This window comes from Cupriavidus pampae, from assembly GCF_914271485.1.
GTDB lineage: Bacteria > Pseudomonadota > Gammaproteobacteria > Burkholderiales > Burkholderiaceae > Cupriavidus > Cupriavidus pampae.
This window is the reverse complement of record NZ_CAJZAG010000005.1, coordinates 244,208-255,939: the sequence shown is the minus strand read 5'-3', so window position 1 is coordinate 255,939 and position 11,732 is coordinate 244,208. Positions and strand designations below refer to the sequence as shown.

The following is an 11,732-nucleotide window of genomic DNA, read 5'->3' as shown; positions in this document are numbered from 1 at the left end:
ACTCGTCCATATCACTCGTCAGAACAAAAGGATTCGACCGATGAAACGCACCATGAAATCAGTCGGCAGCAAGACGCGTATCAGGGGGAGCCTGATGTCGATGGTCATCGCCGCGGCCGCGGTGGTGGCGGGCTTCACCAGCACCAGTGCCATCGCGCAGACGGCAGGCGGCACGTTGTCGGGCATCGTTCAGCCCGAGCCGCCGATTCTCGTGAGCGCGCTCAACTCCCAGGCGCCTACGCAGTACATCGCGGGCAAGATCTACCAAGGCCTGCTCACCTACTCGGCGGACCTGAAGCCGCAGCCGGAGCTCGCCAAGTCGTGGAAGATCTCGCCGGACGGGCTGACCTACACGTTCGAACTGCAGAGCGGCGTCAAGTGGCACGACGGCAAGCCGTTCACGTCCGCCGACGTGGTGTTCTCGATCGACAAGCTGCTGCGCGAGGTGCATGTGCGCACGCGCGCGGTCATCAACAAGTACATGGCGTCGATCCGCGCGGTCAATGACACGACGGTCGAGATCAAGCTCAAGGAGCCGTTCCCGCCGTTCATCTCGATGTTCGAGACGGGCACGATGCCGATGATGCCCAAGCATCTGTACGAAGGCACCGACTATCGGAACAACCCGGCCAACCAGAAGCCGATCGGAACGGGTCCGTTCATGTTCAAGGAATGGAAGAAGGGCGCGTATATCAAGCTCGCCAAGAATCCGAACTACTGGAAGAAAGGCAAGCCTTACCTCGACGAGCTCGTGTTCTACGTGATTCCCGATTCGGCCTCGCGCGCGGTCGCGTTCGAGAAGGGCGACGTGCAGGTGCTGCGCGGCGGCGATGTGGATAACGTCGATGTCAAGCGTCTGCGCGCGCTGCCCAATGTCGAGTACACGACGAAAGGCTGGGAGATGTTCGCGCCGATGGCAAGCATGCTGCTCAACGAGCGCAAGCCACCGTTCAATAACGTGAAGGTGCGGCAGGCCGTGATGCATGCGCTCAACCGCAAGCTCATCGTGGACAACATCTTCTTCGGTATGGGCAAGCCCGCGGTCAGCCCGTTTGCATCGAGCACGCTGTTCTTCGACAAGAACATTCCGCAGTTCGAGTTCAGCCTCAAGAAGGCGCGCGAAGAGATCAAGGCGTCGGGCGTGGACGTTGGCCAGTATCCGATCAAGATCCTGTCGACGTCGTACGGTGCCAACTGGGATCGCCTCGACGAGTACGTGAAGCAGATGCTCGAGCCGCTCGGCTTCAAGGTCAGCATCGAGTCCGCCGATGCGGGCACGTGGGCCGCGCGCGTGGGCAACTGGGACTTCGACATGACTATCACGTACACGTACCAGTACGGCGACCCCGCGCTGGGCGTGGAACGCCTCTACGTGGCGCGCAATATCGTCAAGGGCACGCCGTTCGCGAACGTGCAGGGTTACAACAATCCGCAGGCCGACGAGCTGTGGACGAAGGCCGGTGTCACGATGGACTCCGCCGAGCGCCAGAAGCTCTATAGCGAGGTGCAGCGCATCCTGGTGAACGATGTCGCCAACGCAAACCTGTTCGAGATCGAGTTTCCGACGCTCTATCGCAAGAACGTCAAGAACCTCGTGACCAGCGCGATCGGGCTCAACGAGTCCTTCGACAACGTATCGATCGAGAAGAACTAAGTCGAGGAACCCGCGCCCTCCCGAGGCGGGGAGGGCGCGATCGATGGCATTTCCCGCGGAGCGTGCGCCGTGAATTTCCTGTCTTTCTTTGTGTCCCGGCTCGGCAAGGCGCTGGTCGTCGTGCTGGGCGTGGTGATCATCAACTTCTTCCTGATCCGCCTTGCGCCAGGCGACCCCGCCACGGTGATGGCGGGCGAAGCCGGTGCCGGTGATGCCGCGTACGTGGCGCAACTGCGCGAGGAGTTCGGCCTCGACAAGCCCGTCGTCACGCAGCTCGGCATCTACCTCAAAGGCGTGGCGCACCTCGACCTCGGTTACTCGTACCGCAATCACCTGCCGGTACTCGACCTGATTCTGGACCGGCTGCCCGCGACGTTCCTGCTGATGAGCGGCGCCTTCGTGTTCTCGATCGTGCTGGGTGTGCTGCTCGGCGTGATTGCCGCGCGCACACGATACGAGAACCGGCGGCGGTGGATCGACAGCGCGGTGATGTCGGGTGCGCTGCTGCTGTACGCGACGCCATTGTTCTGGCTGTCGCTGATGGCGATCATCTTGTTCTCGGTGGTGCTCGGCTGGCTGCCCGCGTTCGGCATGGAGTCGGTTGGCGCCGGCTACACGGGTCTGGCGCGCGCGCAGGACATCGCGCTGCATATGGTGCTGCCGACGGTATCGCTCGGCTGCTTCTTCATGGCCGTGTACGTGCGGCTGACGCGCGCGTCGATGCTCGAGGTGATGGGCATGGATTTCGTGAAGACCGCGCGCGCGAAGGGCGTGCCCGCGCGGCGCGTCATCCGGGTGCATGTGCTGCGCAACGCGCTGCTGCCGGTCATCACGTTTGCTGGCATCCAGCTCGGCCAGATGGCCGGCGGCGCGGTGCTGACCGAGACCGTGTTCTCGTGGCCCGGTATCGGCCGGCTGATGTTCGACGCGCTGCTGCAGCGCGACTATCAGCTATTGCTCGGCATCTTCTTCGTGACGTCGGCGCTCGTGGTGGTGTTCAACCTGGCGACCGACATCCTCTATCGATTCATCGACCCGCGCATCGCCGTCGGGGGCAGGGAGGCTGCCGCATGACATCGTTTCTTCGACGCTATTGCCGCAATGCCGGCGCGGTCGCGGGCCTCGTGGTGCTGCTCGCGGTCGTGGCAGTGTCATTCCTGGCTCCGCTGCTGTACGAGGAGTCGCCGTGGATGATGGTGGCGGATCCGCTGATCCATCCGTTTGCGGACATGGCCTATCCGTTCGGTACCGACATGCTCGGGCGCGACATCACGGCCGGTCTGCTCTACGGCGCGCGCGTATCGCTGCTTGTTGGCGTGGTATCCACCGCCGTGGCGCTCGTGTTTGGCATCCTGATCGGCGCGGTGGCCGGCTATTGCGGCGGCCGCATCGACGACGCGCTGATGCGGTTCACCGAGTTCTTCCAGACGATTCCGCAGCTTGCGATGGCGGTGGTGATCGTCGCGATCTTCAATCCGTCGATCTACTCGATCGTCGGCGCCATCTCAGTCGTGTCGTGGCCGCCGGTCGCGCGGCTCGTGCGGGGCGAGTTCCTCACGCTCAAGCAACGCGAGTTCGTACAGGCCGCCGTCGTCATCGGGCAGCGTCCGTTACGGATCATCCTGACGCAGATCCTGCCCAATGCGATGTCGCCGATCATCGTGTCTGCATCGTTCATGATCGCGACGGCGATCCTGACCGAATCGGCGCTGTCTTTCCTCGGGCTTGGCGACCGCAACATGATGAGCTGGGGCTTCATGATCGGCGCCGCGCGCACGATGATCCGCGAGGCCTGGTGGATGAGCGTCTGGCCCGGCGTGGCCATCCTGCTCACCGTGCTGGCCATCAACCTGATCGGGGAAGGGCTCAACGATGCCATGAATCCCCAGCTGCGCCGCCGTGGCGAGTAATCGAATGAATGCGCAAACGATGAGCGAAAGGGATCCCATGTCCATCATCCACGCCCAGCCGCTGCTGTCGATTCGCGATCTGTCCATCGCGTTGCCCGCCGGGGGCGATCGCCCTCATGCGGTCCGCAATATCTCCTACGACCTGCATGCAGGCGAAATCCTCTGTATCGTCGGCGAATCGGGGTCTGGCAAGTCGATGAGCGCAAACGCGATCATGGGCCTGCTACCGACGTACCTGAAGCCGGAGCGTGGCCAGATCCTGTTCCGCGGACAGGACCTGCTCGCGCTGGACGAGGCCACGCTGCTCGGCATGCGCGGCAAGGACATCGCGATGGTGTTCCAGGAGCCGCTGTCCGCGCTCAATCCCGTGATGACGATCGGCGACCAGATCGGCGAAGTCATGCGCGTGCATCGCGAGTATCCGGGCGAAGCCCGCGCACGCCGTGTGCTCGAGCTGCTCGAGTTCGTGGGCTTACCGGATCCGGCGACGATTGTGCATAGCTATCCGTTTCGGCTGTCGGGCGGCCAGCGCCAGCGTGTGGTCATCGCCATGGCGCTGGCGCTGGAGCCCGCGCTACTGATTGCGGACGAACCGACCACCGCGCTCGATGTCACCACGCAGGCGCAGATCCTCGCGCTGATCCGCCGCATCCAGGCCGAGAAGGGCATGGGCGTGATGTTCGTCACCCACGATTTCGGCGTGGTCGCGGAGATTGCCGACCGGGTCGCGGTGATGGAAAAGGGCGTGCTCGTCGAGCTGGGCAACGCGGAGCAGGTACTCAACGATCCGCGGCACCCGTACACGCGTCGGCTGATCGGCGCGGTGCCGCATGGCCGCGCGCGCGAGGGCGGACGCGCCGACGATCGCACCGTGCTCGACGTGCGCAACCTGCGCAAGACATACGTATCCGGCGGGGGCCTGTTCGCGAAGAAACGCGTCACTCATGCCGTCGACGATGTGAGTTTCCGCGTGCGCCGCGGCGAGACGCTCGGCATCGTCGGCGAATCGGGCTCGGGCAAGTCGACGATCGGCAAGTGCCTGCTCAAGCTGACCCACGTCGATGGCGGCGAGATCCTGTTCGACGGCCATGACCTCGCGCGTCTCTCCGAGCGGCAGTTCCGGCCGATGCGGCGCGCGGTGCAGATGATCTTCCAGGACCCGTTCGCCTCGCTGAATCCGCGCCACACGGTGGGCCGCATCATCTCTGACGGACCGGTCGCCAGCGGCGTGCCGCGCGAGACCGCCGATGCGCGGACGCGGGAACTGCTCGAACTGGTTGGTCTTGAGGCCTCGGCCTTCGACCGGTATCCGAACCAGTTCTCGGGCGGCCAGCGTCAGCGCATCGGCATCGCGCGCGCGCTCGCCCTGGAGCCCCGCGTGCTGGTCGCCGACGAGTCGGTGTCGGCGCTCGACGTGTCGGTACAGGCGCAGGTGCTCGCGCTGCTCGCCGATCTGCAGCAACGCCTCGATATCGCGCTGATCTTCATCACGCACGATCTGCGCGTGGCCGCGCAGATTTGCCACGAGGTCATCGTCATGCATCGCGGCCGCGTGGTGGAAGCGGGACCGCCCGCGCAGATCTTCGACGCGCCCCGACATGACTACACGCGACGCCTGATCGACGCGATTCCGGGCAAGGCCTGGGATCCGACGCGCGTGCCCGCGGCGGCCTGATCGCTGGCCTTGCCTATCACAACCACCAAGACACGCCCTCATTAATCTGGAGTCCCCACGCATCATGAAGAACGCCGAACTGCTACGCCGCAAGGATGCCGCCACCCCGCGCGGGGTGGGGGTCATGTGCAATTTCTACGCCGAGCGCGCCGAGAACGCCGAGATCTGGGACGTGGAAGGCAAGCGCTATATCGACTTCGCGGCCGGCATCGCCGTGCTGAACACCGGCCATCGCCATCCGAAGCTGGTGGCGGCGCTGCAGCAGCAACTGGAGCGCTTTACGCATACCGCCTATCAGATCGTGCCGTACGCGAGCTATGTCGAACTGGCAGAGCGCATCAACCAGCGCGCACCGGGCCGTTCCGCGCGGAAGACCGCATTCTTCACCACCGGTGCGGAAGCCGTGGAGAATGCGATCAAGATCGCCCGCGCGGCCACGGGTCGTCCCGGCGTGATCGCGTTCTCGGGTGGCTTCCATGGCCGCACGATGATGGGCATGGCGTTGACGGGCAAGGTCGCGCCATACAAGGTGGGCTTCGGGCCGTTTCCGGGCGAGGTCTATCACGCCCCGTTTCCTTCGGCGCTGCAGGGCGTGACCGTCGCGGACGCGAGCAAGGCGCTCCAGCATCTGTTCAAGGCCGATATCGATCCGCGTCGCGTGGCCGCCATCATCTTCGAACCTGTGCAGGGCGAGGGCGGCTTCAACGTCGCGCCGCCCGAGTTCGTGCGCATGCTGCGCGCGGTTTGCGACGAGCACGGCATCCTGCTGATCGCCGACGAAGTGCAGACGGGGTTCGGGCGCACGGGCAAGCTGTTCGCGATGGAGCACTACGACGTCGTGCCCGACCTGACCACGATGGCCAAGAGCCTGGCCGGCGGCATGCCGTTGTCCGCGGTATGCGGTCGCGCCGAGATCATGGATGCGCCCGCGCCAGGTGGCCTCGGTGGCACCTACGCGGGCAACCCGCTTGCGGTGGCGGCCGCGCTGGCGGTGCTCGACGTGCTGGAATCCGAGCAACTGATTCCGCGTGGCGCCGCGCTCGGCGAGCGGCTGGTGACGCGTCTCAACAGCATGAAGCCGCGCGTGCCGCAGATGGCCGAAGTGCGCGGCATCGGCGCGATGGTCGCGGTGGAGTTCCAGCGTGCCGACGGCAGCCCCGATCCCGAGTTCACGCGCGAGGTCCAGAACCGCGCGCTCGAACGCGGCCTGCTGCTGCTCTCGTGCGGCGTGCATGGCAACGTGATCCGCTTCCTGTTTCCGCTGACCATTCCGGACGCGGTGATGAACGAAGGCCTCGACATCCTCCAAGACGTATTGACGCGATAAGCGGCCTCGACCGGCCACAACCAGGACATGACGATGACCCGACCCCAGGCAGTCCCGACCGTGCAGGTCGACAACGAACGCGTGACCGTCACCGAATGGCGCTTCGCGCGCGGCGCGGAAACCGGTCATCACCGCCACGGTTACGACTACGTGGTGGTGCCGATGACGAGTGGCCCGCTGTTATTGGAAACGCCGGCGGGACAGGTGACGAGTGACCTCGTCGCCGGCCGTGCGTACTACCGGCCCGCGGGCGTCGAGCACAACGTGATCAACGGCCACGATGGCGAATGCGTGTTCGTCGAGATCGAGTTCAAGACGCCATCCGCTACGCCAGCCGGCGCGTGAAGACCGCACCCCTATTGACCATGCCACCCACCATGCGCGCCTTCTTCTCGGATGACCAGTTATTGCATCAGCCCCGGCAATTCATGCGCGTCGGCCGGCTGTGCGAGCCGACCGACGTTCCCGCCCGCGCGGCGGCGCTGCAGCGCGCGCTCGCTGCCCGGGCAATCACCGTCAGCGCGCCGCCGGACTACGGGCGCGCGCCACTGGAGACGGTGCATAGTCCGGCGTATCTCGACTTCCTGTCCACGGCCTATACGCGCTGGACGGCGCTGGCATCATCGACGCTGGAGCCCGGTATCGAAGTGCTGCCGAATCTCTCGCCCTATCACAGCGGCCGCATTGATCAGACGCGGCGCGCGCCGTGCCCGTCGGACAATATCATCGCGCAGACGGGCTACTACCTTGGCGATCTGAGCTGCCCGCTGGGCCCGCACAGCTGGCGCTCGATCGAACGGTCGGCGCATAGCGCGGTGGCGGCGGCACGGCATGTATCGGCGCCCGATGCGGGCGGCCTCGCCTATGCGTTATGCCGGCCCTCCGGCCATCACGCGCGCACGGATCGCGCAAGCGGCTTTTGCTACGTCAACAATTCGGCTATTGCCGCGCAGACGTTGCTCGAACGCTTCGACAAGGTCGCAGTGCTCGACGTGGATGCGCATCATGGGGACGGTACGCAGCAGATCTTCTATCAGCGCTCCGACGTGATGACCATCTCGCTGCATGCCGACCCGAGCAACTATTACCCGTTCTATACCGGCTACGCTACCGAGCGCGGCCATGGTGCGGGCTACGGCTACAACCTGAATTTCCCGCTCCCCCACGGCACCGCCGACGTGGGCTTTCTGGCCGCACTAGACGGCGCGCTCGATGCGCTGCGCGACTATCGTCCGCAGGCGCTCGTGCTGGCGCTCGGATTCGATACCTACGTGCACGACCCTATCAGCGTGCTTCGCGTGGGTCTCGACGCGTATCGCGGCATCGGCGAGCGCATTCATGCGCTTGGCGTGCCAACCGTGGTAGTACAGGAGGGCGGCTACGAGGTAGATGCAATCGGGCGCGCGCTCGAGGCATTCCTCTCCGGCTTCGTGCCGGCCACGGCCTAGTTTCTTCCGCGTTTGTCGATTCGCGCAAGCAGTTGTTCGATCACGTCGCTGGTTTCACGCTGCCGCAGTGCCCGCGCTTCGCGTTGCTCGCGCTCATCGCCTTCGCCCAACTCAAACTTGGCAACCGAAACGGGGCCATCCTTGCGATAGCCCTCCGTTTTCTCATCGTTGGCGAAGCGACTACGCAGGATTGCCAGCGAAGCCTCGATGACGGCGCCGTGCTTGCCAGATCGCTCTTTGCTGAAGGCTTCTGCCACTGCGTCGATGCCTTCGGCTGCGTGCTCGATGCAATAGATCAGATCGTGCGCGTCTTTACGCTCGAATCGCTGGTCGAATGCGAACGACTTCAGGCAAGTGAAGCTGACGAGATTGGCATGCTTGATCTTCTCGGTGGCTACGCCGTTGTCGCCCAGCAATTCCGCCTGAATTTCCGTGACCTGATGCAGGTCGAACACGATCGACGAATGTGGGATGTTCAGGGCCGAGATCGTCCCCTCGGTCGGCAGAGGCTGGACCTTGCCGCCGGCGAGCTCCGGCGCGTCAGCCAGTAGTTCCAGGATCATCAGCGCACCGTGTTCAGTGCGAGTCTGCCAACGCCACGATAGCTTCGTTCCAAATTTGTTCTCGGCGCGCTCGAAGCCCATCTTCTTGAGGTTGTCCTCCAGCGTGTGATACGCCTCGGTGTCGGCCAGGATCTGCAGGTCAATCACAATGTCCACGTCCAGCGTGCCCGCGTGCGCGGGAACCGCAGGCGGCCGCGCGGCGACGAGATACCGCGGTGTGAGCCCACCGACCAGATAGACCGAATCCTTCCAAGGCCCGAGGCCGCGCAATAGCGTCACGAGAACGCGCTCGCAATCCACCGTGTACGGGTCGCTGTAACCGTCGAGCGTTGCAGGCTTGGCCATCAGAATCCGATCCTTTCTTTGCGGAAGTGCTCAGCCATTTCCTTGGAGCGGCCTTCGCCGCGCAGCAGATCGAGGTAGATCTGAATGGAGCTGGCCAGCCACAGGCCATCCTTCTGCTCGCGGAACAACAGTTCGCCGGCGGACTTGGCTTCGATGATGCCCAAGTTGGCGCCCTCGTAAACGACACGTGCGTCCAAGTCGCCCATTGCGGCATCGAAGTTCGCATCGGTTAGTACGCGCGCGCGTACTTGGGACACGTGGGAAAGAAACGGCGCATAGCGCTGCGCGGCCGCTTCGTGGGTGATTGCGTATTGGATGCCGTGAGCGTCGAAGGCGCGGCCAAGCCGCTCTGCCAGCGCGTCAGCCTTTGCGCCTGGCACGTAGTAGCGCGGCACGGGCGGCTGACGAATGGCGGCAAGCTCCTTGGCCCATGAATCCAGTAGCGTAGTGGGTTCGCGAAGGTGGCGTTCTTTGCTAGGGCCTTGTCCACGCGACTCGAGCCAGTCGAAGCGCTCCAGTTCAGTGAGCACCTCCGAGGCGGTGGCGGGCGATACCGTTGCCTTTTGTGCCAGTTCAGTGACGCCGAGCCAGTCCTGATGCTGTACCAACAGGGCGTGAAGCACTTGGGCGCGTCGCCCGGCAAACAACGTCTGAAAGGATTTAGTCCATGCCTTGGGTGCTGGCCTGTCGATGTAGAGGTACGCGCCAGGAGCAGGGAGGTATAGGCTGCCGCCGCTGTCGTAATAACCAATGCCCTCGCTCTTGAGCAGTTCCTTCGCGCCGGGTGAAATGGACTCCGCTACGAGCAGCGTCAAGGGTTCATTTCCATGCTCGGTTGCCCAGTTGTGGATGACCCCCCGAAATTTCCAGATGAGCTCGCGGACATCACGTGGGAAGACGGCTTTCTTTTCTTCAAGCAGTACGACGAAGGACTTTTCCGCTACGTGCAGATCAATGCGGGCGTCGTACCCTCGGTCGCCGGAACCTGCAGCAGGGTCCGTCCGGCCGACGTCCGCCCGTACGTCGGGAAGTTCGCACAGCGCTTCGATGAAGCGCGCGATCAGCTGTCGTTCGGTTGAAACGGATTCAGGCATGTGGATGATGATCCATATTCACTGCGCAGTAAATATGATGACTATAGCGAATATTCGCTGGAATGGCCATATTTGCTGCGCAGTGAATTTGCAGGATCCTAGGTGAGGATTCCCGTAGAATCCCCAGAAACCTTTGTCCAGCTTACTCCAGCGGCGTATCCCCAACCGGCTCATGCATCCCAATCGCCATGCGATTCCACGCATTGATCGACGCCACAGTCCAGCTCAGCTCGACAATCTCCTGCTCGGTGAAATGCGCGCGCAGTGCCTCGAATTCAGCATTGCGATCGCTAAACCCGGCCGGCAGGTTCGTCAGCGATTCCGCCCACGCCAACGCGGCCTGTTCCTTCGCCGTGAACACATACGGCACTTCACGCCAGGTCGACAACAGGTTCAGCCGCTTCCACGACTCGCCAGCCTTGCGCAGATCGCGCACGTGCATATCCACGCAATACGCGCAGCCATTGATCTGCGACACGCGGGTCTGAATCAGCTCGACCAGCACTGGGCCGAGCGACGACTTGGCGCTGGCCATGCTCACGGCAACCAGAGACTTGTATTGGACGGGAGCAAGGGTTTGCCACGGCAGGCGGGGTGCGTTCATGATGTTTTCCTAAGTAGATTGATGTTGGGTAATTCTTAAAAAATCAGATTTGCAGCGCCGCCGCGGCGAGATGCCGACTGGCATGCGTCTGCACGAGTTCCAGCGGGGCGTCAACGCCGGCGAGGCTCGTCGAGGGTAGATAGGTGATGTCCTTGAGCCCGATCACGCCAAGCACGGCGGTCAGGTACGGGCGGAAGAAATCAGGCTGAATCGCCGGCTCCCGGAACATCGCACCGCCCGCGGTCACGGCCACATAAACCGGCCGATCACGCAGCAAGCCCACCTTGCGGTTGTCCTTCGTGACGAACGTCACGTCGCGGCGGACCACATGGTCGATCCAGTTCTTGAGCACGGCGGGCACCGTGAAGTTGTGCACTGGCGTGGAAATCCACACCACCTCGGCGGCGTCGAGTTCGCGAATCAGTTCGTCGGACACCGCAAGCTGGTTGCCAAAGCGCGCACGCGCTTCTTCCGCGGGCAGCACGAGCGAGTCCGCATACTCCGCAGTGATCGCCGGTACCGGCTTGACGCCGAGATGGCGCTGGGTCACGTGCACGGGACGGCCGAAGCGGTGCGTCAGCGCGGGCAACAGCTGATTGGTCAGGTGACGGCTGGTCGAGTTGTCGCGGCGCGGGCTGCAGTCGAGCAGAAGGAGTTCAAGCGGTTTCATTGCAGTTCCATCGAGAAGTGGAGGCCGCGCGACAGCAGGCCGGCGCGGAAATAGAAGCGCTGAGCCAGTGCGTTGGCCAGCCCGGTGTCGAGCACGAGCTGCGCGCAACCTTGTTTGCGTGCCAGATCGCGCACGGCCTCGATCAGCTGCTCGCCATGGCCACGACCACGTTCATTGGCGTCGGTGACCAGATCGTCGATATAGATAAAGGCGCCGTAGATCAGGTTGTCCATACGGCGATAACCGGCCGCGGCCACCGGACGTTCGCCATCCCACACCACGAGCAGACGGTAGCCTTGCGTGCTTTGCGTGGTGACTTGATCGATGAACTCCTGCGCCGAGCGCAGGTGGGGGCGAAGCTGCTGCACGAGTTCGAAACAGGCCGCCAGTTCGGCGTCCGTTTCCGCGTGTTGCAAGGTGTATTGGGTGGCCATGGTGCTGA

General features: G+C 63.7%; 12 protein-coding genes. 7 read left to right on the top strand and 5 right to left on the bottom strand.

What is annotated here, in order from left to right:
* The first annotated feature begins 94 nt into the window (after window positions 1-94).
* The 7 genes from LDO41_RS14250 (at window position 95) to LDO41_RS14220 (ending at window position 8,014) form a co-directional block, all read left to right on the top strand.
* Complete coding sequence (locus LDO41_RS14250; protein WP_223989622.1) at window positions 95-1,654, top strand: ABC transporter substrate-binding protein; 1,560 nt, start codon at window positions 95-97, stop codon at window positions 1,652-1,654.
* A 69-nt stretch (window positions 1,655-1,723) separates the two neighbouring features.
* Window positions 1,724-2,728, top strand: coding sequence for an ABC transporter permease (locus tag LDO41_RS14245; protein WP_223989173.1), 1,005 nt, complete (start codon window positions 1,724-1,726; stop codon window positions 2,726-2,728).
* Window positions 2,725-3,564: an ABC transporter permease gene (locus tag LDO41_RS14240; RefSeq protein WP_223989171.1), complete on the top strand. Its 840-nt coding sequence runs from the start codon at window positions 2,725-2,727 to the stop codon at window positions 3,562-3,564. The genes LDO41_RS14245 and LDO41_RS14240 overlap by 4 nt, the downstream gene beginning before the upstream one ends.
* A gap of 37 nt (window positions 3,565-3,601) precedes the next feature.
* Complete coding sequence (locus LDO41_RS14235) at window positions 3,602-5,239, top strand: ABC transporter ATP-binding protein (RefSeq protein WP_223989169.1); 1,638 nt, start codon at window positions 3,602-3,604, stop codon at window positions 5,237-5,239.
* A 64-nt stretch (window positions 5,240-5,303) separates the two neighbouring features.
* Window positions 5,304-6,566 (top strand): 4-aminobutyrate--2-oxoglutarate transaminase, encoded by a 1,263-nt coding sequence (gene gabT / locus LDO41_RS14230; protein ID WP_223989167.1) that lies wholly within the window; start codon window positions 5,304-5,306, stop codon window positions 6,564-6,566.
* A gap of 33 nt (window positions 6,567-6,599) precedes the next feature.
* Window positions 6,600-6,911 (top strand): cupin domain-containing protein, encoded by a 312-nt coding sequence (locus LDO41_RS14225; protein WP_223989165.1) that lies wholly within the window; start codon window positions 6,600-6,602, stop codon window positions 6,909-6,911.
* Between the two features lie 32 nt (window positions 6,912-6,943).
* Complete coding sequence (locus LDO41_RS14220; RefSeq protein WP_223989620.1) at window positions 6,944-8,014, top strand: histone deacetylase family protein; 1,071 nt, start codon at window positions 6,944-6,946, stop codon at window positions 8,012-8,014.
* Here the strand turns inward: LDO41_RS14220 and LDO41_RS14215 are convergent.
* The 5 genes from LDO41_RS14215 to LDO41_RS14195 all read right to left on the bottom strand — a co-directional run bounded on the left by LDO41_RS14215 (window position 8,011) and on the right by LDO41_RS14195 (window position 11,724).
* Window positions 8,011-8,922, bottom strand: coding sequence for an antitoxin (locus LDO41_RS14215; RefSeq protein ID WP_223989163.1), 912 nt, complete (start codon window positions 8,920-8,922; stop codon window positions 8,011-8,013). The two genes, LDO41_RS14220 and LDO41_RS14215, sit on opposite strands and share 4 nt — an antisense overlap.
* Window positions 8,922-10,016, bottom strand: coding sequence for a hypothetical protein (locus LDO41_RS14210; RefSeq protein WP_223989161.1), 1,095 nt, complete (start codon window positions 10,014-10,016; stop codon window positions 8,922-8,924). Before LDO41_RS14210 ends, LDO41_RS14215 begins: the two co-directional genes overlap by 1 nt.
* Before the next feature lie 142 nt (window positions 10,017-10,158).
* Window positions 10,159-10,620 (bottom strand): carboxymuconolactone decarboxylase family protein, encoded by a 462-nt coding sequence (locus LDO41_RS14205; protein ID WP_223989159.1) that lies wholly within the window; start codon window positions 10,618-10,620, stop codon window positions 10,159-10,161.
* A gap of 43 nt (window positions 10,621-10,663) precedes the next feature.
* The gene (locus LDO41_RS14200) at window positions 10,664-11,290 is read right to left on the bottom strand and encodes an FMN-dependent NADH-azoreductase (protein WP_223989157.1); all 627 of its coding nucleotides are present in this window, start codon (window positions 11,288-11,290) and stop codon (window positions 10,664-10,666) included.
* The gene (locus LDO41_RS14195; RefSeq protein WP_223989155.1) at window positions 11,287-11,724 is read right to left on the bottom strand and encodes a GNAT family N-acetyltransferase; all 438 of its coding nucleotides are present in this window, start codon (window positions 11,722-11,724) and stop codon (window positions 11,287-11,289) included. The genes LDO41_RS14200 and LDO41_RS14195 overlap by 4 nt, the downstream gene beginning before the upstream one ends.
* Window positions 11,725-11,732 lie beyond the last annotated feature (8 nt).